This is a genomic window from Streptosporangium nanhuense (assembly GCF_059358815.1).
The window spans coordinates 212,113-234,994 of sequence record NZ_JCADBG010000014.1; the positions used below are offsets into that span (position 1 = coordinate 212,113).

Genomic DNA, 22,882 nt, shown 5'->3' on the forward strand with positions numbered 1-22,882 from the left:
CCGTATCTGACATCAGGTGACAGGTACGGTCGCCAGGATGGGCGCAAGACCCCGGAATTCCCCAAGGGAGCCCGCATGCCTCGCGCCACCGGAACCTTCAACATCGACAGCTGGGACCCACAGCCCTACGACGAGGCCGAAGGAGCCACGCTCACCCGCGTCCACATCGTCAAGACCTTCCACGGCGACCTGGCCGGCACCAGCACCACCGACATCATCACCGCGATCCCCCAGGTCGAGACGTCGGCGGCCTACGCGGGCTTCGAGCGCTTCACCGGCACCGCGCACGGCCGCAAGGGCACCTTCGTGCTCCACCACACGGCCACGAGCCACGCCGGCGAGTCGGCGCTGAGCTGGACGATCCTTCCCGACTCTGGTACCGGCGAGCTGCTGGGCATCCGGGGCGGCGGGCAGATCGTCAACGACGACGGCGCCCACTCCTTCCACCTCGACTACGAACTGGGCTGAGACGACCGCCCCGCGCGCCGACGACCGACGGGCGACGCGCGCGGGGCGCCAGTCCCTTCCCGCCCCTGAGCCACCGGGCCGGCTGGCCGGCGGTCCGGCGGTCCGGCATTCGAGACCGGTGTCCACAACCCGGCGCTCGCTCCCGGCCCGCACCGCCATCCCGCGTCCCGCACCCCGCCCGGCGCCCGCAGACCGGTGTCCACAACCCGGCGCTCACTCCCGGCCCGCACCGACAACCCGCGGCAGGCACGACGAGGGACCGGTGTCCACCCCCCGTATCCGCGCCCCTCACGCTCACGGGTCGGCGCCGACAGCCCGCGCCCTCACCCCCGCACCCGTCAGGCCGGTGTCCACCCCCGGCCCCCGGGCATCCGCGGTCCCGCTTTCACGACCGTTTTGACCCCTTGTCACATCTCCCGTCGAACCGGTTGAGAAAGCTGCTTCCAAGCCGTTGACGTGCCCGTAGCACGTATGTAACATTTGGCCAACGTCATGCAAGAAAATTGCAATCTATTGTTCATTTTCTTGCTACTCCTCGCAACTCTCCAGGGATGCACTGCGTCGTGCACCTGCCCCCCATTTACGTGTGCGGTGAAGGCGCAGCCTTCACGCCTCGGCCCTGCCGTGCCTGACGAGAGAAGAAGAGCGCGAATGAGAATGCTGTACAGACCGTTACGGCTGGTGGCGACCATGGTCGCCACCGCCGGCCTGCTCCTGGTGGGGTCGGTCGTCCCGGCCTCCGCCGCGGCCGGACCCAATCTGTCGCCGGGCAAGGCGACCCTGGCGAGCAGCTCCACGGGCGGGCAAGCGGTGTCCGCCATCAACGACGGGAACCAGTCCACCTACTGGGAGAGCGCCAACAACAGCTTCCCGCAGTGGGCACGGGTCGACCTCGGCACCGCCACGAGCGTCAACCAGATCGTCCTGAAGCTACCCCCGCCGACCGTCTGGGAGACCCGCACCCAGACGCTCTCGGTCCAGGGCGGCTCGGACGGCAACACCTTCAGCACGGTCGTGGCATCGGCCGGCTACACGTTCAACCCGGCGACCGGCAACACGGTCACGATCAACTTCGGCGCCGCGACCCACCGCTACTGGCGCGTCAACATCACCGCCAACACCGGCTGGCCCGCCGCGCAGATCTCCGAGTTCGAGATCTACGGTGCCACCACCGGCGGTGACACCCAGAACCCGTCGGCCCCCGGCAACCTCGCCTACACCCAGCCGGCCACCGGCCAGGTCAGGCTGGCCTGGAACGCCTCCACGGACAACGTGGGCGTCACCGGCTACGACATCTACGCCAACAACCAGCTGCGGGGCAGCGTCGGCAACGTGCTGACCTACACCGACAACCAGCCGGCGTCGGCGACCGTGACGTACTTCGTGCGGGCCAAGGACGCGGCGGGCAACCAGTCGGCCAACAGCAACTCCGTGACCCGCAACGGCACCGGCGACCCCGGCACGAACCTGGCGATCGGCAAGGAGCTGGTCGCGTCCGGCCACGTGCACTCGTTCGTCGCCTCCAACGCGAACGACAACAACCTGGCCACCTACTGGGAGGCCAACTCCGGCGCGTTCCCGAACACGCTGACCGCCAGGCTCGGCGCCAACGCGGGCGTCACCTCGGTCGTGGTGAAGCTCAACCCCGACTCCGCGTGGGGCACCCGCACGCAGAACATCCAGGTCCTGGGCCGTGAGCAGAACGCCACGGGCTACACCAACCTGGTGTCGGCGCAGAACTACACGTTCAACCCGGCCTCCGGCAACTCGGCGACGATCACCTTCGGCGCCACCGTCGCCGACGTCCAGCTGCGGTTCACCGGCAACAGCGGCGCGCCCGGCGGCCAGGTCGCCGAGTTCCAGGTCATCGGCGTCCCCGCGCCGAACCCCGACCTCACGGTCACGAACCTCTCGTGGACCCCGGCGTCCCCGAGCGAGGCCAGCGCGATCACGCTGTCGGCCACGGTCAGGAACGCGGGCAACGCCGCCTCCCCGGCGGACAGCGTCAACCTCAACCTCGACGGCACCCTCGTCGGCACCGTCGCCGTCCCCGCCCTGGCCGCCGGCGCCACGGCCACGGTGACCCACAGCATCGGCACCCGCGGCGAGGGCAGCTACACGGTCAGCGCCAGGGTCGACGCGGACAACACGGTCTTCGAGCAGAACGAGGGCAACAACACCCTCACCGCCTCGTCGCCGCTGGTGGTCGCGCAGGCTCCCGGCCCCGACCTGCAGGTCCTCGGCGTCACCTCCAGCCCGCAGAACCCGGCCGTCGGCGCGGCGGTCACGTTCACCGTGGCCGTGAAGAACCGGGGAACCTCCGCGACGGGCGCGACCACGGTCACCCGGGTCGTGGTGGGCGGCACCACGCTCAACGGCAACACCGTGTCGATCGCGGCGGGCGCGACGGCCAACGTGGCCGTCAGCGGGAGCTGGACCGCCACCAGCGGCGGCGCCACCATCACCGCCACCGCCGACGCGACCAACACCGTCACCGAGACGAACGAGAACAACAACACGTTCTCGCAGTCGATCGTGGTCGGGCGCGGCGCGGCCGTCCCGTACGTCGAGTACGAGGCCGAGGCCGCCACCTACCAGGGCACCCTGCTGGAGACCGACGCGCTGCGCACCTTCGGGCACACCAACTTCGCCACCGAGTCCTCGGGCCGCAAGTCGGTGCGGCTGAACAGCACCGGGCAGTTCGTCGAGTTCACCTCGACCAGCGCCGCCAACTCGATCGTGGTCCGCAACTCCATCCCGGACGCGGCGGGCGGCGGCGGCATCGAGGCCACCATCAGCCTCTACATCAACGGCACCTTCTCCAGGAAGCTGACCCTCTCGTCGCGCCACAGCTGGCTGTACGGGAACACCGACGGCCCCGAGGCGCTGTCGAACACCCCCCAGGCCGACGCCCGGAGGTTGTTCGACGAGTCGAACGCGCTGCTCTCGCAGAGCTACCCGGCCGGCACCAAGTTCAAGCTGCAGCGTGACGCGGGCGACACGGCCTCGTTCTACGTCATCGACCTGATCGACCTGGAGCAGGTGGCGCCGCCGACGAGCCAGCCGGCCGGCTGCACCTCGATCACGAACTACGGCGCGGTGCCCAACGACGGCCTCGACGACACGGCCGCCATCCAGCGGGCGGTGACGGACGACCAGAACGGCGTCATCAGCTGCGTGTGGATCCCGGCGGGCCAGTGGCGCCAGGAGCAGAAGATCCTCACCGACGACCCGCTGAACCGGGGTCAGTGGAACCAGGTGGGCATCAGCAACGTCAACATCCGTGGCGCGGGCATGTGGCACTCCCAGCTGTACACCCTGACCGAGCCGCAGGACGTGGTGGGCGGCATCAACCACCCGCACGAGGGCAACTTCGGCTTCGACATCGACAGCAACACCCAGATCTCCGACATCGCCATCTTCGGCTCGGGACGCATCCGCGGCGGAGACGGCAACGACGAGGGCGGCGTGGGCCTGAACGGCCGGTTCGGCGAGAACACCAGGATCACCAACGTGTGGATCGAGCACGCCAACGTGGGCGCCTGGGTCGGCCGCGACTACGACAACATCCCGGCCCTGTGGGGTCCCGGCGACAACCTGCTGTTCAGCGGCATGCGCATCCGCAACACCTACGCCGACGGCATCAACTTCACCAACGGCACGCGGAACTCGCGGGTGTTCAACTCCTCGTTCCGCAACACCGGTGACGACGCCCTGGCGATCTGGGCCAACCAGGCGGTGAAGGACCGGGTCGTCGACAACACGCACGACAACCACTTCGTCAACAACACCATCCAGCTGCCCTGGCGGGCGAACGGCATCGCGATCTACGGCGGTTACGACAACTCCGCCGAGAACAACCTGATCTACGACACCATGAACTACCCGGGCATCATGCTGGCGACCGACCACAGCCCCCTGCCCTTCTCGGGGACCACGCTGCTCGCCAACAACGGGCTGTACCGCACGGGTGGCGCCTTCTGGAACGAGGACCAGGAGTTCGGCGCGATCACGTTGTTCCCGCAGGGCAGTGACATCACCGGTGTCACCATCCGCGACACCGACATCTCCGACTCGACCTACGACGGCATCCAGTTCAAGACGGGCGGCGGCAACATGCCGAACGTCACGATCACCAACGTGAAGATCGACAAGTCCAACAACGGGGCCGGGATCCTGGCAATGAGCGGCGCCCGCGGCAACGCGGTCCTGTCGAACGTGACCATCACGAACTCGGCCGACGGCAACATCGTGCGGCAGCCGGGGACGAGCTTCGTGATCACCGGCCAATGATCCTTCCGGCGGGTGCCCCGGCCTGACCCCGACCTGGTCCAGGCACCTGAGAAACGACCGGCCATGTGGCGTGCTCTCCCGCGAAAGCACCGGGGAGCACGCTCATGGCCGGTCTCGTCGTTCCCGGTGGACCCCACCGAGCGCCGCGCTCCCCGCTCCTCCCGGCGTGTCCCTTCTCAGGTGACCGACGGCCCCGGAAAAGCCCGCGTGGGGCGGCGGGAGCGGTGGCTGGCCGTCACCTCACGGGCTGGACGATCTCCGTCTCCCACGTCGCCGGGTCCGGACGCTCCCCCGGATCGGTCAGGTACGTCTCCCAAGGCGCTCCCGCCGCGGACAGGCCCTGGTCGCGCATCCACCTCTCGATCTGCTGGTAGGACTCGGGCAGGCTGTCGTAGGGTCCGCGATGGATGGTCGTCACCGCCCGGCCCGGCGGGATGACGATCGCCTCGATCCCGTCGGGGAGTGCCGCCTGCGGGGGGCCGGCGATGGTTATGCCGCCCTCGATGACGAGCGATCCCATCCCGACCTCCGGATAGCGGGCGAACGGCGGCCCGGCGATGGCCAGTCCGTGCCGCTGGGCGTAGTCGAACACCGTCGGCAGACTCTCGGCGAGCGCGGTCGCGATCTCGTCGCGAGTGACCCGGCGGCGCATCACGAGGGCGTGGACGGTGGGCAGGTCACGAACCGAGATGTCCAGGGGCACAGCGGGTTTCCTCTCGGTGATGCTGATGCGGTAGAGGCTGATGCAAGGTGCCGCCGAACTCACCGTCGAGGCGTGCACGGCGGCGACGCGCCGGCCGGCCACGTGCAACCCACGGGCGCGGTAGCTCCGCGGGCTGCGACCGAGGTGGCGGGTGAAGGTCCGGGTGAAGACCTCATGACTGCCGAATCCGTGGTCGAACGCGATCGCCGACACTCGACGGTCGCCGGCCACCAGTTCGCCCGCGGCGCGGGCCAGCCGGACCCGCGTCGTGTACGCCTTCGGCGTCTGGCCCGTCAGCCGCCGGAGCAGGCGGTGCAGATCGAAACGCGACCGCTTCGCCCATCCCGCCAGGGCTGTCAGCGAGACATCCTCACTCAGCCGGGAGTTGACGAGGGCGAGGAGCTGGAGCAGCTCGCGGGTTCGCAACGACACAGTCGGACGGTACCAATCAGGTGACACCACCGCTTGACGGTTCTTGCGCCCCCGTCACGGCCCTGAACGCCGCCCCGGGGACCCGGCACGGGTACCGAGACAAAAACGGCCGGGCCGACGATGTCGGCCCGGCCGGCGGCTCTGCCCCGGTCAGGGGTTTGAGCAAGCCTTTTGTGTGGAGCTATGGGGATTCGAACCCCAGACCTCCTCCATGCCATGGAGGCGCGCTACCAGCTGCGCCATAGCCCCTCGGGTGTAACCGATGTCCCCGGGCGGGCCCGGCGACTACGTCAGTGTATAGGAAATCACCCCGCACCCTGTAACCGCCGCGACGCCGACCAAGATCCGGCCACCGGACGGAAAGGAGGGCGCGGCTCGGCTTCCCGGCCCGCTCCGCCGCCCCGCGCCCAAGATCCGGCCACCGGACCGAACCCTCGGCGCGGGCCGCCCACGGGGCCGGTCCGCGGGGACCGGCCCACCGGGCCACGGCACGTACGGGGAACCTACCTGAGCGACGCGGCCCTCTCGATCAGCCCGGCGAGCTCGGTCACCGCCGGGTCCTCGGTGGAGGCGGCCAGGCGGGTGGCGTGGGCGGCGAGGTCGCCGGGCTCGGCTCCGGCGATGCCCTCCCCGGTGCGGAGGTACTCCGCGAAGCCCGCGGCCACCACGTCGACCTGGAACCTCGGCGTGGGCCCCTCCCACGGCGAGGCCGCCAGGTCGCCCGCCTCCAGGGAACGGGCGGCCTCCGAGGGGTCGCGGGTGTCGGGGTCCTGCCAGCGCACGGTGGCGGTGGCCAGCTGCCCCGACGCCCCGCCGCGCAGCCGGACCTCGTACAGTGCCGTCACCGAGTGGCCGGGGCCGATCTCGCCGCCGTCCTTGCTGTCGTCGCGGAAGTCCTCGGTCGCGATCTGCCGGTTCTCGTAGCCGATCAGGCGGTAGGACTCCACCACCGAGGGGTTGAACACGACCTGCGCCTTGGCGTCGCGGGCGCGCAGGTCGAGGTTGGTGGCGAGCTGCTCGACGAAGACCTTGCGCGCGTCGTCGACGGAGCTGACGTAGACCGCGGCACCGTCGCCGTTGTCGGCGAGCTGCTCCATCAGCTCGTCGCCGTAGTCGCGGCCGACGCCGACACACAGCAGGGTGATCTTCTTGCCCGCGGCCTCCGCGACCCGGTCGAGGATGCCCTGCCAGGTGGTGTCCCCGGTGTTGGCCAGGCCGTCGGAGAGCAGGATGACACGGTTGACGGCCACCGGCCTGAAGCCCGTCGCGGCCTCGGCGTAGCCGCTGGTCAGCCCCGCCTCCAGGTTCGTCGACTGCTGGATGGCGAGGCGTTCGACGGCGGCGTGGAGTCTCGCCTTGTCGGTCGCCGGGGTCATGGAGAGGACGACGTCCGCCTCGTCGCTGAAGGCCACCAGGGATACGTGGTCGCCGGGTCCGAGCTGGTCGACGAGCTTGTGCAGGGCCTCCCTGACCAGGTCGAGCCTGCCGGCTTCGTCCATCGAGCCGGACACGTCCACCACGAAGGTGAGGTTCGCCGGGCGCCGCGCCTCCGCGCTCGCCCCGCGGGTCTGCAGGCCCACGCGGAGCAGCGCGGTGCCGTTCCCCGGCGTGCGGGCGCCGTCCATGTGCACGGTGAAACCGTCGTCCCTGGGCTCGGCGTAGTCCTGCTTGAAGGAGTTGACGAACTCCTCCGGCCTGACCTGGCCCGCCTCCGGCAGCCTGCCCTCGTTGAGGATCCGTTTGCTGTAGCCGTACGAGGCGGTGTCCACGTCGAGGGCGAAGGTGGAGATCTGCTCGGCGGAGGTGTCGCGCCGCCGGGTGGCCTCTTCTTCCGGCGCCTCGTTCCCGGTGGTGGCGCGGGCCCGGGCCTCGGTCTCGGCGGTGTCCTCCCCGGCCTCGGGCGGGCGACCGTCCGGGGGCATGGACGGGACCGCCTTCCCGGACTCGGGCATCGGCTGGCTGGAGGAGGATTCCCCCGAACCGCCGCAGGCGGCGGTGAACATCAGGGCGAGAAGGGCGAGCACGGCTAGGGCAATGGCGAGCGGGCGTGACTTCATATCGCCTCCTGGGGATGCGTGTCATCCCCTACGACGACTCCTCCCCCCGGTCCGCCGGGAGCTTGACCCAAGCGAGCGCAAACCGTGTTCGGCGCGTGATCGGGGTTTCAGCGTCTCCAGGCCGGGTCCCGCCCGCTGAGCCCGAGCGCCCTCTCGAACGGCGGGGCGTCCGCCGCCACGGGCACCTCCTCCCCGAAGACCCCCATTTGTCGTCCCTGCGGCGCCATCCCCGCGACGAAGGCGGCCACGGCCTCGCCGGTCGCGGCGTCCACCGCGTAGTCCTGGCCGGTGGCCCTGGCGAGGTCCCAGCCGTGGATCGCCATGTCGCCCAGCACCATCTGGAGCACCAGGGCCATGGGCATCCCCAACGTGGGACTGTCTCCCTCGGTCACCCCGGGTGCGGACCAGGCGGCGAGCACCGCGTCGGCCCGGTCCGCGAAGGGAACGTGATCGGCGTCCTGCGGCGGCGGCTGCTCGCGGCGGGCCAGCGCCTCGAACATCGCGGCCGTCCAGGCCAGGTGGCCGAGCAGCTCCCCGACGTCGAAGCCGTCGCAGGGGGTGGGCAGGCCCAGCTGGTCGTCGCGGACGCCGCGGGCGACGGCCGCCGCACCGGTGACGGCGCGTGACAGCATCTCGTTCATGACGGCCATGCTGTCGAGCCGGGCTCACAGCTGTCTTGAAAAAACGCGACATATGATCCTGCACCATGCGCGTGTACCTCGGCCTCGCGGCCAAACATCCGGGAACCGGTGTACCGGAGGCGATGCTGCACACCGTCAGGGGCGCCATCGACACCGCGTTCCCCGTACCTCCCGAGGTCATCAGGTCCCGGGAGTGGCACCGGCCGGGCGTCTCCGTGTTCGCCTGGACCAACGAGCCCGACGACTCCCGGCAGCCTCCCCTGCTGGAGACCGGGCACGACCGGGTGACCGGGGTGAACGGCTACCTGGCCGCGCCCGGGGACGTGAACCTGCTGGCGGCCATGCCGACCCTGGACACCGAGGCGGTCGGCGGGTGTTTCTCGGCGTTCCGGGCGACCGAGGACGAGCTGTCGGCCGCCACCGCGATCCACCGGGTCTGCCCGGTCTACTACGCCGAGACCCCCGACGTGCACGTGATCGGCAGCCGGGCGCTGCTGGTCCACCTCGCGGGCGGCGGTGACAAGGTCGAGTGGGACGTGCTCGCGCTGCAGTCGATGGTCAGGCAGGGATACTTCCTGTCCGACGAGACGCCCTACCGCGGGGTGAGCGCGCTGCCGCCGTCCTCGTCGGTGACCGTCAGGGGCGGCCGTCGTACGATCGCCACGACCCCGCTCCCCTCCGCCGTCCCCGCGCCCACGTCGCGCAGGGGGAAGAAGGAGCTGGTCGGCGAGCTGGCGAGCGCGTTGCTGGCCACGGTGGAGCCGCTGCGCGCGGCCGGGGAGCCGGTGAACCTGGCCCTCACCGGCGGCAGGGACAGCCGCCTGATCGCCGCGACACTGCACGCGGCCGGCATCCCGCTGCGCGCGACCACCAACGGCCTGGACACCCACCCCGACGTGATCATCGCCGGGCGGATCGCCCGCGCGCTCCGCGTCGAGCACACCGTCATCCCGCCGGCCCGTGCCGAGAAGAAGGACGCGATCGTCGTCGAGCACCCTCTCGCGCGGGCCTACGAGACGTTGCGCGCCTGCGAGGGCATGACGTCGGCGTACGAGTCGATCGTCGGCTACCTCCCCTACAGCGCCAAACCGACCATGTCAGGGCAGAGCGGGGAGATCCTGCGGGCGGGGGGCCTGCTGCTGCTCCAGACCGACCTGACGGAGAAGGCGCTGCGCCGCCGGGTGGACGTGACCTTCCTGCGGGACCCGGCGCTGTTCACCGAGGAGGCCAACGAGCACGCCCGCGAGCTGGCCGGGCCGTGGCGGGAGCGGGCTCCGCTGGAGGCGCTCGACCACATGTACATCTCCTACAAGGTCGGCCGCTGGCACGCGGGGGCGCGGGCGGGCTCGCTGCGCAGGGGCGACCAGATCTGGCCCTTCCTCGACAACCGGGTGGTGCGCGCCGCACTGGGCCTCGACCAGACCTGGCGTCTGTCGGAGGAGGTCATCTACGAGCTGCTCGGCGTCCTGGCCCCCTCGCTCAGGGACATCCCGGTCGAGGGCAAGCCGTGGCGGTTCAGCGTGGGGAGGCGCTACTACCCCTGGCAGCGCAGGCCGCAGGTGCTGACCGCGCCGAGGACCGGCGGCGGTGGCTGGAACTGGCGGACCAGCCCCGGCGTGGAGCTGACCGGCCTGATCCGCGACCACGTCCTCGGCCGCCTGGACCTGCTGGCGCCCGTCGTCAAGCCCGACGAGGTACGCAAGCTGTTCGCCGAGCCCGTCCTGAAGAAGCCCAACCAGGCCTGGCACCTCTACACCGTGGCCACCATGCTGGGGGGCGACTATCCGGGCAAGGAGCCGGAGGGTCTGCCGAGGGTCCACATCCCCATCCCGTCGTGAGCCGCCCACCCGGTCCCGGTCCCGGTCCCCGGGCGGGGGTCTCCCCTGGTGGGACGGGGGCGCCCGCCGACGACACCCGGGGCATCCTGAACTTCGGGGCGGCCAGGTTCCGCTACGGGCGCCACGCGTGCCACCCGGCCCTCGCCCCCTTCGTCGAGCACCACTGGATCGTCCGCTGGGAGCTGGCCGAACCGTACGAGCAGCGGATCGTGTCCCACCCGTCGGTGAACCTGGTCTTCCACGAGCACGACTCCCGGGTGGCCGGGGTCATCACCGGCGACTACCTGGAGGTCCTGACCGGCACCGGGGTCGTGGTCGGCAGCCGATTCCGGCCCGCCGGTTTCCGCCCCTTCCTCGGCGCCCCGCTCTCCACGATCACCGATCGCCTCACACCGGTCTCCCAGGTCTTCGGCCCGGACGCCGACGCGGTGATCCCCGCCGTACTGGCCGCCTCCTCGGCCTCCGACGAGGAGGCCCTGCGGGTGCTGGAGGGGTTCCTGCTCGCGCGGCTCCCCGCCCGCGACCCCGTCGCCGAGCGGGCGGCGGACCTCGTCGCGAGCGTGCTCGCCGACCCGGCCATCGTCCGCGTCGGCGACCTGGCCGCCCTGCACGGGCTGAGTGTCAGGCAGCTGCAGCGGCTGTTCAGCGACTATGTCGGCGTCTCCCCCAAGTGGGTGATCCGCCGCTACCGCATCCACGAGGCCGCCGAGCGGGCCGGGCCCGCCACCGACTGGTCGCGGCTGGCCGCCGACCTCGGCTACAGCGACCAGTCCCACTTCACCCGCGATTTCACCGCCGTGATCGGCATGCCCCCCACCGCGTACGTCCGCCGCCTGGCGGAGTGACGTCAGCAGGCGCAGGCGATGCCGGAGACCGGCGCGGTCAGGGCGTCGACGGGGCGGCGGGACACGCCCGCGTCGGTCTCGACGGGGAAGCCCTCCCTGGCCCAGTACTCGAAGCCGCCGAGCATCTCCTTCACCGGGTAACCGAGCCGGGCGAACTCCAGCGCCGCCCGGGTGGCGCCGTTGCACCCCGGCCCCCAGCAGTAGGTCACCACGGTCACCCCCGCGGGGACGACCGAGCGGGCACGGGCGGCGACCAGCGCGGTGGGCAGGTGGACGGCTCCCCTGACGTGGCCCTGGTCCCAGCTCTCCCGGCTCCGGGAGTCGACCACGACGATGTCCGTGACCCCGGCGGCCATGTCGGCGGCGACGTCGGACACGTCGGTCTCGAACGCCAGCCTCGCGGCGAAGTGCGCCAGCGCGTCGGCGTTGCCCGCCGCCGGTACCGCGGTGACGGCGGAGGAGGAACGAGCGGTGACAGGCATGTGCGGCCTTTCAGGTAGCGGTGGCGAGGGCCGGGGTGGGGGCAACGTGCCGCCGCGACGCCCGGACCGGGCGATGGCGCCGGTAGCGGTACCCGACACGGGTAATGGTGCCGGTCGCGATGCCGGGCCCGACAGTGGCACAAATGCCGCTTATCGTTAATATCTCGCCATGTTCGTCCCACCGCCGGTGCCCCGCGCCACACGCCCCACCGTCTCCGTGCTCGCCTTCGACGGCATGTCCCCCTTCGAACTGGGCTGCGTGGTCGAGATCTTCGGCATCGCCCGCCCCGAGCTGGAGGTTCCCTGGTACGAGCTGTCGGTCTGCGCCGAGACCCGAACCGACCTGCGGGTCACGGGCGGGTTCACGATGCGGGTGGAGCACGGTCTCGACGTGCTCGCGGCCGCGGACACGGTGATCGTGCCCGGGGTGGCGGACGTCCACGGCGAGGTGTCCCGCGAGGTGGTCGCGGCACTGCGGCGGGCCCGCGACCGGGGGGCGCGGATCGTGTCCATCTGCTCGGGAGCGTTCGCACTGGCCGCCGCGGGGCTGCTGGACGGCAGGGAGGCGACGACCCACTGGAGGTACGCCGACCTGCTCCAGCGGAGGTTCCCGCGGGTCGACGTCGATCCGGACGTGCTCTACGTGGACGGTGAGGACGTGCTGACCAGCGCGGGCAGCGCGGCCGGGCTGGACCTGCTGATCCATCTGGTGCGCAAGGACCACGGGCCGGGCGTGGCCAACGAGGTCGCGCGAAGACTCGTCATCCCCCCGCACCGGGACGGGGGGCAGGCGCAGTTCATCCAGGCCGCGGTCACCCCGGTGGAGGACGGTGTCGCCATGGCGGCCGCGATGACCTGGGCACTGGAGCACCTCGCCGAACCCATCACGATCGCCGCCCTCGCCGAGGCCGCGCGCATGTCCCGGCGTACGTTCATCAGGCACTTCGGGCGGCAGACCGGAACGAGCCCGCTGCGGTGGGTGGTCTCCCAGCGGGTCACAGCCAGCCTGGCGATGCTGGAGTCCACCTCCGCGCCGGTGGAGGAGATCGCGTCCGCGGTGGGCTTCGACAGCGCGGCGACCTTCCGTCACCACTTCACCCGGGCGATGCGCACGTCCCCCTCGGCCTACCGGCGGGCCTTCCGCGCCCCGGTGCCGTCCGGCCACGCGAGCTCGCACGGATCCGGGGTGCTGGATCCGGCCGCCGAACTTTAGTACGAAAGCAGCCCTTAGCGTAATTTACCTTTTACCTTACCGTGGTTCACTTATCCGACTAATCAGGATAACGATGCCATTATGATTTTATACAGACACTCAAATCCGTGGAACGCAAAGAAACGCAAGCGCCCCATCAAGCTTCCATTCCAGGTTCGAACCATATTTCTCCCGCCTATCCCCCGGGCGCCCCAAGAATGGCCGTACAGCGTTTTCTCTCAATAGGAGGGGAGAGACAACGCACGTGTCTACTTTCATGAAACGGACCCTTGCGGGCGGCGCGCTCGCCGGGGCCGTCCTTCTCTTGCACTCCCCTGTCCCAGTTTCGGCCGATTCGCAACTTCAGATATCGGCGCTGGCTCGTCACAACGGAATCCAATCCACTGGAAGCGTGCAGGGTGACCCCTGCCCCGTGCTGCTTTCCAGCATTTGTACGAACTTCATCGCCCTGCCCACCGTAATCCGCACCAGGGACGTCGTAACCACCGGATCGATCATCCATGGCGGAATACGGCCGACCGCGAGCGATGCGGTTTACATCCCGCTGTGCAGGTGGCTGGGCCTGCCCATCTTCCTTTGTCGGATCCCTGACGGGATCCAGGGCCCAGCTGGCCCCGCAGGTCCCAGGGGCCTGACGGGCCCCCGAGGTCCCGCAGGACCGGCTGGACCGGCTGGACCGGCAGGCGCTGACGGCGCCCCCGGAGCCGATGGCGCACCCGGACCTGAAGGACCCGCAGGACCCGCAGGCGCCGACGGCGCACCCGGACCCGAGGGACCCGCAGGACCCGCAGGCGCCGACGGCGCACCCGGACCCGAGGGACCCGCAGGACCCGCAGGCGCCGATGGCGCACCCGGACCCGAGGGACCCGCAGGACCCGCAGGCGCCGATGGCGCCCCTGGACCCGAGGGACCCGCTGGACCCGCTGGTGTCGATGGCGCCCCTGGACCGGCAGGCGCTGACGGCGCACCCGGACCCGAGGGACCCGCAGGACCCGCAGGCGCCGATGGCGCCCCTGGACCCGAGGGACCCGCTGGACCCGCTGGTGTCGATGGCGCCCCTGGACCGGCAGGCGCTGACGGCGCACCCGGACCCGAGGGACCCGCAGGACCCGCTGGTGCCGACGGCGCACCCGGACCTGAGGGACCCGCAGGACCGGCAGGCGCTGACGGCGCCCCTGGACCCGAGGGACCGGCAGGACCCGCTGGTGCCGATGGCGCCCCTGGACCGGCAGGCGCTGACGGCGCACCCGGACCTGAAGGACCCGCAGGACCCGCAGGCGCTGACGGCGCACCCGGACCCGAGGGACCCGCTGGACCGGCAGGCGCTGACGGCGCCCCCGGAGCCGATGGCGCACCCGGACCTGAAGGACCCGCAGGACCCGCAGGCGCCGACGGCGCACCCGGACCCGAGGGACCCGCAGGACCCGCAGGCGCCGACGGCGCCCCCGGACCGGCAGGCGCTGACGGCGCACCCGGACCTGAAGGACCCGCAGGACCCGAGGGACCCCAGGGGTCGGAAGGACCCGAAGGACCCGCAGGACCGGAAGGACCCGCAGGCGCTGACGGTGCCGATGGCGCCGATGGTGTGGCCGGTCCGCCCGGACCGGCAGGACCCGAGGGACCCGCGGGACCGGCAGGCGCTGACGGCGCACCCGGCCCGGCAGGCGCTGACGGCGCACCCGGACCCGAAGGACCCGCAGGACCTCAGGGCCCAGTCGGACCTCAGGGTCCGATCGGACCTCAAGGTCCGGCCGGAGGGACAGTGCTCAGGGGAACAGTTGTCGGTTACCCGGTCGTCAGTGCCCCGGTGGTCGGCGTCCCGGTTTACTGGGCGGCCCACCCGAGGGTCTGCACGACGGCGGCCGTACGAGTCTGCTGAGGTTTTCCAGGATCCCCGTGAAAAGGGGTCTCATGGAAACAGGTCGCTTGGCGCGTCCCTGCCCGGCGGTTCACTTCGAAAGTCCGTAGGACCGGAAAGGTGAAACCCGGAAAGGGCCGCGCGGGCCAGGCGGACGTCAACTGAAACACGGAGAGGTGCGGGGCATTATGGCCCCGCACCTCTCTGCTTATCCGAAACGTTCCATTAATACCTTCTGCCGATAACCCTTTACCGGAGGATCTCGCGCCCACGCGGACCGTCTTCCGCGTTCACCGGCCCGCGAACCGGCAGGACCAGGCAACGGACGCCCCGTCCACGCCGGTCACGCAACATGACCTCTGGACAACAAGCAGTTTTCCTACATGATTAGTTGGGTACCGGTTCCGGCTACGAGTTCAGGAGTTCACCGTGGCGCTCATTCAGCCCGATCCCACCTTCTACCCGTCGGCCCGCGAAGCCATGGCGGCCCCGAAGGAGGAGCTCGCCTACGTCGCGCTGCTCGCCACGACCGGTGACGACCGGCCGGACGGGCTCGCCACGATCGACCTGTCGAACGGGTCGATCGCCGACGTGCACGACATGTCCGTCCCCGGCGACGAGCTCCACCACTTCGGCTGGAACGTGTGCAGCGCGGCCCTGTGCCCGTACGCGCCGCACCCGCACGTGGAGCGGCGCTATCTGGTCCTTCCCGGACTGAGGTCCAGCAGGATCTACATCTTCGACGTCAAGGACGATCCCTGGTCCCCCAAGCTCGTCAAGACGATCGAGCCGGAGACGATCTTCGAGAAGACCGGCTACAGCCGCCCGCACACCGTCCACTGCGGCACCGACGCCATCTACGTCAGCGCGCTCGGCAACGTGGACGGCGACGCGCCCGGCGGCGTGTTCACGCTCGACCACGACACCTTCGAGCCCAAGGGCCGCTGGGAGGCCGACCGGGGTTCGCAGCGGCTGCACTACGACTTCTGGTGGCACCTCGGGCACGACACGATGATCACCAGCGAGTGGGGCACCCCCAACCAGATCGAGCCGGGGCCCTCGCTGGAGCTTCTGGTCGGCCGGCAGTACGGCCACAAGCTGCACGTCTGGGACCTGGCCAAGCGCAGGCACCTCCAGGAGATCGACCTGGGCGACCAGCACCAGATGGCCCTGGAGCTACGGCCGGCCCACGACCCGACCAAGACCTACGGCTTCGTCAACAGCGTGATCAACGTCGAGGACCTGTCGGCCAACATCTTCACCTGGTATCTGGACAACGGCGTCTGGAAGGCCCGCAAGACGATCACGATCCCGGCCGAGCCCGCCGACCCCGGTCTGCTGCCCGAGCCGCTCAAGCAGTTCGGCGCGGTACCACCGCTGGTCAGCGACATCTCGCTGACGCTCGACGACCGGATCCTGCTCGTCTCCGCCTGGGGCACCGGCGAACTCAAGGCGTACGACGTCTCCGACCCCTTCGACCCGCGTGAGACCGGCTCGGTCCGGCTCGGCGGGATCGCCAGGCGCGAGGGCCACCCCTCCGATCCGGGCCGGGCGCTGAACGGGGGGCCGCAGATGGTCGAGGCCAGCAGGGACGGGCGGCGGGTCTACTTCACCAACTCGCTCTACCGCTCCTGGGACGATGTCTTCTACCCCGACGGCATCTCCAGCTGGATGGCGAAGGTGGACATCGCCGACGACGGTTCGATCGCCCTCGACCCGGGCTTCCTCGTCGACTTCGCCGCCGACGGCCGCCGTGCGCACCAGGTCCGCCTGCAGGGCGGCGACTCCTCCTCCGACTCCTACTGCTTCCCGTGACGCTGCTTCCCGTGTCTCTGCTTCCCGTGACCCCGGCCGCGGACCCACCGGCCCCCGCCGCCCTCCCGCCGATCCCGGTCACCTTCCCACTTCCCGCGAGGCGTGTCCGATGGATCTGACGTCCCTGCTCATCCTGGCCGGGCTCGGCGCCTTCCACGGCCTGAACCCGGCCATGGGCTGGCTCTTCGCGGTCGCGCTCGGGCTGCAGGAGCGCTCGCGCGACGGGGTGCTGCGCGCGCTGCCGCCCATCGTGCTCGGTCACGCGGGCTCGGTGCTGATCACGCTCGGGCTGGTCTCGGCGGCCAGGCTGGCCGCCCCGCCGAAAGCGGTCTCGTACGGCGTGGCGGCCGTGGTGTGCGGGTTCGGCCTCTGGCGGCTGCTGCGGCGGCGCCATCCCCGCTGGGTCGGCATGAAGGTGACGAAGTGGCAGCTGGCCGGGTGGTCGTTCCTGATGGCCACCGCCCACGGGGCCGGGCTGATGGTGCTCCCGGTCACCCTGAACGGCGGTCACAGGGGACACGGCGGTCACGGCGGCCACGAGGGGCACGAGGCCGCCGCGCTGGCCTCGCAGAGCCTGCTGGCGACCGGGACGCACACGATGGCCATGCTGGTGACGACCACCGTCCTGGCCCTGGTCGTCTACGAGCGGCTGGGCGTGGCGGTGCTCCGCAAGGCGTGGTTCAACCTCGATCTCGCCTGGGCCGTCGCCCTCATCGGGGCGGGCGCCTTCGCCGCGTTCACCTGATGCCGCCCGCCCCGCGGAGCGGCCGGCACGCGAACCGGGTGAACCGCCCGGCGGCGGCGTACGTCTCAGGAACATGCGCCGACTGTTACCCGCACTGCTGGCCGTCGCCGCCCTCTCGGCGTGTGCCATGACCGAGTCCAGCGCGATCACCGCGAAGGGGGTGAAGCGGGAGGTACCCAAGAACCCCCCGGTCGAGGAGACCGTACGTGGTCTTACCTCCTTCGGACACTCCCTGTTCGCCGCGACCGCGAAGCCCGGGGCCAACACCGTCCTGTCGCCTTTGAGCATCGGTTACGCCTTCGGCATGGCGAGGGCCGGAGCCGCCGGGGGCACCGGGGACACCGGGGGCGCCGGGGACACTGCCACCGAACTCGACGCGGTCTTCGGCTTCCCCGCCGAAGGTCCGCACACCTCCCTCAACGCGCTCACCCGGCAGATCGTCACGACCGACGACCCGCCGCCCCCGCCCGAGCCGGACGCGGAGCGGGACGCCCAGGCAGGCGCCCCCGAGCCGCCGGTCGTGGGCATCGCCAACGAGTTGTTCACCCAGGAGGGGCTGAGCGTCAAACCGGGGTTCCTGCGCACGCTCGCGGCGCAGTACGGCACGGGCGTGCGCCAGGTGGACTTCGCCGGGGACGCCGCGGAGGTCATCAACGCCTGGGCCGAGGAGCGGACCGCCGGGCGGATCAAGAAGATGTTCGACGACCTGCCCGCGAAGACCAGGCTGGTCATCGCCAACGCCGTCTATCTCAAGGCCGACTGGACGACACCGTTCACCGACCCGCCGGAGGAGGGCGCCACCTTCACCCGCGCCGACGGTACGACGACACGCACGCCCCTGATGCGCCGCGACGGCTTCATCCCGTACGCGGAGGGGCCCGGCTGGCAGGCCGTGGAGCTGCGCTACGCCGGGGAGGAGCTGGCCATGTGGGTCCTCGTGCCTCGGGCGGGCGGCTCCCCCGGCGACCTGCTCTCCCCCGCCGTGATGGCGCAGGTGGCCAACGGGCTCAAGGAGCGGCCGGTGCGGCTCGCCATGCCCCGATGGGACTTCTCCGCGAACCTGGACCTGGCGGAGCCGCTCGCGAAGCTGGGGCTGCGGGGGAACGACTACTCGGGGATCGTCGAGGAGGCCTACCTCGACCAGGCGATCCACCGCGCCAACATCACCGTCGACGAGTGGGGTACCGAGGCCGCCGCCGTCACCGGCCTCGCCTTCGCCGTGTCGGCCCCGGCACCGCCGGAGGCCGAGGTCCGCGCCGACCGTCCGTTCGCCTTCGCGATCGTCCACCGGCCGACGCTGGCCCCGCTGTTCATCGGCCAGGTCGGCGACCCGTCCGCGGGAAACTGAGCCGGCCGCCCGGCGAGAGGTCACCTGCCGGGCGGTGACCGCGAGAACCCGGCCGCCCGGCGAAGGCGAAGGCGAAGGCGAAGGCGGCCGCGAGGGCCCGTACCCCCGCGGCCTCAGCCGGAGAGGGTGAGCAGGCCGTTGTCCACCACGGCCCGGCCGAAGGGGCGGGCCAGCTCGGCCAGGCGGGCCAGCTCGTCGTCGGAGAGCGCGGCGTACGCGGGCAGCGCCAGCTCGTCGGTGCGGTCCTCGATCCGCTGCCTGAGCGCGGCGCCCTCCTCGGTGAGCCCGTCACCGGCCAGCAGTCCGCGCTCGCGCAGCCTCTCCTCGGCCTCGGCCCACTCCTCCTCGGGCCAGTCGCGGCTGAACTTGAGGAACACCGTGGGGACGTGCCCGGTCGCGGCGTGCAGGACCAGCGCGTCCAGCGGGCCGACCCCCTCGGCCAGCAGGCACGCGACGTGCCCGTCGCCCCGGAACTCGCGAAGCAGCGTCTGGGCGTGCCAGAGCCGCGGGAGCGGCTCCGAGGGCCAGGGCAGCGCGGCGTGCGCGGCGAACAGCGGGCGCCCCTGGGGGTGCTCGCACGCCCTCTCCGCGGCGCGGACGGCGAGCTCCGTCGTCTCGGCGAGGGTGTCGAGCTCGTGGATCCCGGCCCGGCGCATCGCCGCCTCGGCGGCTTCGAGACGGGCCGCGAGCACCTTCTCCGGGGTCGTGACCTGCCAGGCGGCGGGAAGCGCACGCCGTACGAGAGCGGGGTGGAAGTTGTAGAAGGTCGCGATGACCAGCTCGGCGGAGGCGGCGCCGAAGGCCGCGCCCCGGGAGGCGAAGTAACCCGCGCGGCTGTCGAGACCGAGCGCGGCGTAGCGCTCGGTGGCCTCGGGCACGAAGTAGATCATCCCGTGGACGGGCTCCAGGCGGCGCCAGGATTGACGGGCCAGCTGGACGTCGGTCATCACGCCTCCAGGGGGTCAACGGAACAGCCGGCGGCCGGGGCCCCGGTCTCGCGTCGCGCGAGGCCGACGTCCCCTGCGAACCGACCAGTTGGTATCTGGGAACCTATTCCTACCCGCCAGTAGCCGTCAACGACGGCACACCCGTCGCCCTCCGCGCCGGACGGGAGCACGGCCACCGTACGCACCCGCGGGCCGGGCCCCGGGAGGGGCGGCGGAGGCGAGATCCGAGGGTTGCGGCTGACACGGTGTCACCCCCTATACCTGGAAGCACCATGTTCAGTATCGGAGAGTTCTCCCAGCTCGGCCAGGTGTCGGTGCGCGTGCTGCGCCACTACGACGCGATCGGCCTGCTCCGGCCCGCCCACGTCGACCCGGGCAGCGGACACCGCTTCTACCGGGCCGGCCAGCTGTCGCGGCTCAACCGCGTCATCGCCCTGAAGGACCTCGGCCTCACCCTGCGCCAGATCGGTTCGATCCTGGACGAGCGGGTCGACACCGCGGAGCTGTACGGGATGCTGCGGCTGCGGCGCGCGGAGCTGGAGGAACGGATCGCGGCGGACACGGCCCGGCTCCTCCGGGTGGAAGTACGGCTCACGACAATCGCCAAGGAAGGCCACATGCACTCCGAAGAGGTTCTTCTCAAGCCGATCCCCACGACACGCGTGGCGGAGCTCACCGCCGTCGCGGCCAGCTACGAGGGCGAGGACATCGGCCCCGTCATCCAGCCCCTCTTCGCCGACCTGTGCCGGCGCGTCGACGCGGCCGGAGTGAGGATCACCGGATACGGCATCGCCCGCTACGAGCCCGAGACCGACGGCCGGGTGACCGTGCACGCCGGGGTGGAGATCCCCGCGGAGACGGGCGGCGACCACGACTTCGCGATCGTGGACCTGCCGGAGATCGAGCAGGCCGCCACGATCATCCACCGCGGCTCGATGGATGAGGTGGGCCCGACGTTCCAGACTCTGGCCCACTGGATCGACGAGCACGGCTACCGCGGCGTCGGGCTGGCCAGGGAGGTCTCCATCGACTGCCCGGCGGGCGACTACGACAACTGGGTGACCGAACTACAGATGACGGTCACGCGGGCGTGACGACCGCGCGGGCCGCGTTCGGGCGAACGCCGTCACCGCGATGACCAGGGACAGCGGTCGCGCGAGGTGGCCGCCCCCCGCGGACGGCGCCACGCGTCCGCGGTGACCAGGTCGCCGAGGCGGTGGACGTTCTGCTGGAGCTTGCGCCTGAGCATGCGTTCGAGCATGGGAGCACGCAGGCGCAGCAGGCCGGGGAGGCGGAGCCGGAACCACATGGTCACCCGGCACCGGTCGTCGTCCAGGGGCACGACCGACCTGCCGCCCTCGACGTCGATCCCCGACGTCCCCCGCCAGAGGAACTCCCTCCCGGGCACCACCGAGGTCACCAGGCCGCTGATGTAGAAGCCGCGTCCGGCTATGCGCATGGTCTCGTCCGTGGTGGTGCCCGGGACGACGAGGCCCGGCGGATCGGGCGCCATCGTGGTCACGCCCGCCCGCCATCGGGGATCCTGGCCGAAGTCGGCGACGATCTGCCATATCTCGGCCGCCGGACGGTCTATGTCGATCGACACCTTCAGCTCGATCACCGTCCGTACACGATCCCTGTCGGCCTCCCGGCCCCCGCCCTGGGACGGATTCGGGCGGCGGCGTCGTACGAGACCGCGCCGGTACGTCGGGCGGCGGCGTCGCAGGAGACCGCGCCGGTACGTCGGGCGGCGGCGTCGCAGGAGACCGCGCCGGTACGGACGAATGCGGGACGACCACGCGCACCGGGGGCGGTCCTCGCGCCGGCCGCCCCGCCGGTGACACGACAGGCGACCACCGGGGCTGCCTCCGGGCCGGGACCGGCACCGGTGACCGGTGCGACGCGGTCCGGCCGATCGGGAACGTCGGCCTCGGTCCAGCGTTTACCGGCCATCGACCCACTCTTCCCATTAAGCGAAATCAGTCGATAAACCATATCCAATCTACATTTGTCATGAATGTTAACTAAAAGGGGTTTTTAGTAGCACTTCGACGGCGTACCCGCGCACCGGTCGTGCGCGGGTACGGCCGGTCAGGGCCGACGGCCCGGGATCACGGCTGGTCGGAGTCGGTGGACTCGGGAACACGGATGGTGATGCCGCCGGGCACGACCTTGGCCTTGAGCTCGGTGACGGTGCCCTTGGCGCCGCCGTCCAGCTCGTAGGTCATGGGGGTGGCGAACGTGGCGGTCACCTTGCGCGCCCGGGACATCCGGACGAACGGCGACTCGTCGGACCGCCCCACGCTCATCCGGCCGAGCACGCGGGCCCACTGGATCGGCCCCGTCGCGGTGGTCACGCCGATCTCCAGCCATCCGTCGTCGGGACGCGCGTCGTCGAACGCCTCGATGCCGCCGGTGATGGTGCCGACATTGCCCAGCAGCAGGCAGCTCGCCTCGCCCTCGAACCACGTCACACCGTCGATCTTGACCTCCATCCGCACGAGCTCCCCCCGGACGTGGCGCAGACCCGTCCAGACGTACGCCACGCGCCCCAGGCGGTCCTTCAGCCCCCGGTCGGCGTCCTCGATCATCGCCGCGTCGAAGCCGACGCCGGCCATGACGGCGAAGTGCTCCCCGTTGACCTTCCCGAGGTCCAGCTTCCTGCTCTCGCCGTGGAAGGCGATGTGCACGGCCTTGGGCAGGTCCTCTGGAATGCCCAGGTTCTGCGCGAAGAGGTTGGCCGTCCCCGCGGGGAGGATGCCGACCGTGACGCCGGAGCCGGCGAGCGTGTCCACGCAGCGCTGCACCATGCCGTCGCCACCCCACACCAGGACCAGGTCGGCCCCTTCCTTCAACGCCTTCTTCGCCTTCTTCGGCGCCTTCTTGCTCTTGGGCACCTCGTACCAGAGCAGCTCGTCGACTCCCTCGTCGGCGAGGAGCCTGCGCAGCTCGTCCAGCCCTCCGCCGAATGTCTTCTTCTGGTGGGCGATCACCGCGACCGTGCCGACCTTCTGCTTGCGGGGCAGCATCTGACCTCCTGTGGCGCCACGTCGGATATGCCAACGGCTGCCCTCACCCCGGGGCCGCAAACGTCGCCCCCTCCCCCGAAGATCGGGGGCCGCTCGCCGCTCGCCCCCAGCTCGTGCCCCGTTTCCTCCGTTTCCCGATCACTCATCCAGTTCGGCCAATCGGCGATG

General features: G+C 71.0%; 17 protein-coding genes and 1 tRNA gene. 10 read left to right on the plus strand and 8 right to left on the minus strand.

Features of this window, described 5'->3' with window-relative positions; genetic code table 11:
- Window positions 1-75: 75 nt before the first annotated feature.
- The gene (locus tag AC5L38_RS26385; RefSeq protein WP_495245502.1) at window positions 76-468 is read left to right on the plus strand and encodes a DUF3224 domain-containing protein; all 393 of its coding nucleotides are present in this window, start codon (window positions 76-78) and stop codon (window positions 466-468) included.
- A 651-nt stretch (window positions 469-1,119) separates the two neighbouring features.
- Entirely contained in the window at window positions 1,120-4,761 is a 3,642-nt protein-coding gene (locus AC5L38_RS26390; protein ID WP_495245503.1) for a CARDB domain-containing protein, read from the plus strand.
- A gap of 235 nt (window positions 4,762-4,996) precedes the next feature.
- Here the strand turns inward: AC5L38_RS26390 and AC5L38_RS26395 are convergent, their stop codons facing one another.
- From AC5L38_RS26395 to AC5L38_RS26410, 4 genes are all read right to left on the minus strand, one after another.
- A complete protein-coding gene (locus tag AC5L38_RS26395) occupies window positions 4,997-5,896 on the minus strand; it encodes a helix-turn-helix domain-containing protein (RefSeq protein WP_495245504.1) in 900 nt (299 codons plus the stop codon).
- A 176-nt stretch (window positions 5,897-6,072) separates the two neighbouring features.
- Window positions 6,073-6,145 (minus strand) — tRNA-Ala (locus AC5L38_RS26400).
- 254 nt (window positions 6,146-6,399) lie between these two features.
- Entirely contained in the window at window positions 6,400-7,953 is a 1,554-nt protein-coding gene (locus tag AC5L38_RS26405; RefSeq protein WP_495245505.1) for a vWA domain-containing protein, read from the minus strand.
- Window positions 7,954-8,060: 107 nt separating this feature from the next.
- Complete coding sequence (locus AC5L38_RS26410; protein ID WP_495245506.1) at window positions 8,061-8,594, minus strand: TIGR03086 family metal-binding protein; 534 nt, start codon at window positions 8,592-8,594, stop codon at window positions 8,061-8,063.
- A gap of 65 nt (window positions 8,595-8,659) precedes the next feature.
- On the opposite strand from AC5L38_RS26410, the gene AC5L38_RS26415 reads away from it, so the two are divergent.
- Window positions 8,660-10,432 (plus strand): asparagine synthase-related protein, encoded by a 1,773-nt coding sequence (locus AC5L38_RS26415; RefSeq protein WP_495245507.1) that lies wholly within the window; start codon window positions 8,660-8,662, stop codon window positions 10,430-10,432.
- Entirely contained in the window at window positions 10,429-11,277 is an 849-nt protein-coding gene (locus tag AC5L38_RS26420; protein ID WP_495245508.1) for a DUF6597 domain-containing transcriptional factor, read from the plus strand. Before AC5L38_RS26415 ends, AC5L38_RS26420 begins: the two co-directional genes overlap by 4 nt.
- 2 nt (window positions 11,278-11,279) lie before the next feature.
- Here the strand turns inward: AC5L38_RS26420 and AC5L38_RS26425 are convergent, their stop codons facing one another.
- Window positions 11,280-11,759, minus strand: a complete 480-nt coding sequence (locus AC5L38_RS26425) for a rhodanese-like domain-containing protein (RefSeq protein ID WP_495245509.1) — start codon at window positions 11,757-11,759, stop codon at window positions 11,280-11,282.
- Window positions 11,760-11,928: 169 nt separating this feature from the next.
- Here AC5L38_RS26425 and AC5L38_RS26430 point away from each other — a divergent pair, with 169 nt between their 5' ends.
- From AC5L38_RS26430 to AC5L38_RS26450, 5 genes are all read left to right on the plus strand, one after another.
- Window positions 11,929-12,972: a helix-turn-helix domain-containing protein gene (locus AC5L38_RS26430; RefSeq protein WP_495245510.1), complete on the plus strand. Its 1,044-nt coding sequence runs from the start codon at window positions 11,929-11,931 to the stop codon at window positions 12,970-12,972.
- A 707-nt stretch (window positions 12,973-13,679) separates the two neighbouring features.
- Window positions 13,680-14,954: a hypothetical protein gene (locus tag AC5L38_RS26435; RefSeq protein WP_495245511.1), complete on the plus strand. Its 1,275-nt coding sequence runs from the start codon at window positions 13,680-13,682 to the stop codon at window positions 14,952-14,954.
- Between the two features lie 305 nt (window positions 14,955-15,259).
- On the plus strand, window positions 15,260-16,645 hold the full coding sequence (locus tag AC5L38_RS26440; protein ID WP_495245512.1) for a selenium-binding protein SBP56-related protein: 1,386 nt from the start codon (window positions 15,260-15,262) through the stop codon (window positions 16,643-16,645).
- Window positions 16,646-16,754: 109 nt separating this feature from the next.
- On the plus strand, window positions 16,755-17,390 hold the full coding sequence (locus AC5L38_RS26445) for a hypothetical protein (protein ID WP_495245513.1): 636 nt from the start codon (window positions 16,755-16,757) through the stop codon (window positions 17,388-17,390).
- A gap of 73 nt (window positions 17,391-17,463) precedes the next feature.
- Window positions 17,464-18,738, plus strand: coding sequence for a serpin family protein (locus tag AC5L38_RS26450; RefSeq protein WP_495245514.1), 1,275 nt, complete (start codon window positions 17,464-17,466; stop codon window positions 18,736-18,738).
- Between the two features lie 113 nt (window positions 18,739-18,851).
- Here the strand turns inward: AC5L38_RS26450 and AC5L38_RS26455 are convergent, their stop codons facing one another.
- Window positions 18,852-19,685 (minus strand): SCO6745 family protein, encoded by an 834-nt coding sequence (locus tag AC5L38_RS26455; protein WP_495245515.1) that lies wholly within the window; start codon window positions 19,683-19,685, stop codon window positions 18,852-18,854.
- Between the two features lie 272 nt (window positions 19,686-19,957).
- On the opposite strand from AC5L38_RS26455, the gene AC5L38_RS26460 reads away from it, so the two are divergent.
- Window positions 19,958-20,779: a MerR family transcriptional regulator gene (locus tag AC5L38_RS26460; protein ID WP_495245516.1), complete on the plus strand. Its 822-nt coding sequence runs from the start codon at window positions 19,958-19,960 to the stop codon at window positions 20,777-20,779.
- A 32-nt stretch (window positions 20,780-20,811) separates the two neighbouring features.
- Here AC5L38_RS26460 and AC5L38_RS26465 read toward each other — a convergent pair whose 3' ends face one another.
- Together AC5L38_RS26465 and AC5L38_RS26470 are read right to left on the minus strand one after the other, a co-directional pair.
- On the minus strand, window positions 20,812-21,306 hold the full coding sequence (locus tag AC5L38_RS26465; protein ID WP_495245517.1) for an SRPBCC family protein: 495 nt from the start codon (window positions 21,304-21,306) through the stop codon (window positions 20,812-20,814).
- A 490-nt stretch (window positions 21,307-21,796) separates the two neighbouring features.
- Window positions 21,797-22,714 carry a diacylglycerol/lipid kinase family protein gene (locus AC5L38_RS26470; protein ID WP_495245518.1) on the minus strand — a complete coding sequence of 306 codons (918 nt, stop codon included), beginning with the start codon at window positions 22,712-22,714 and terminating at the stop codon, window positions 21,797-21,799.
- Window positions 22,715-22,882 lie beyond the last annotated feature (168 nt).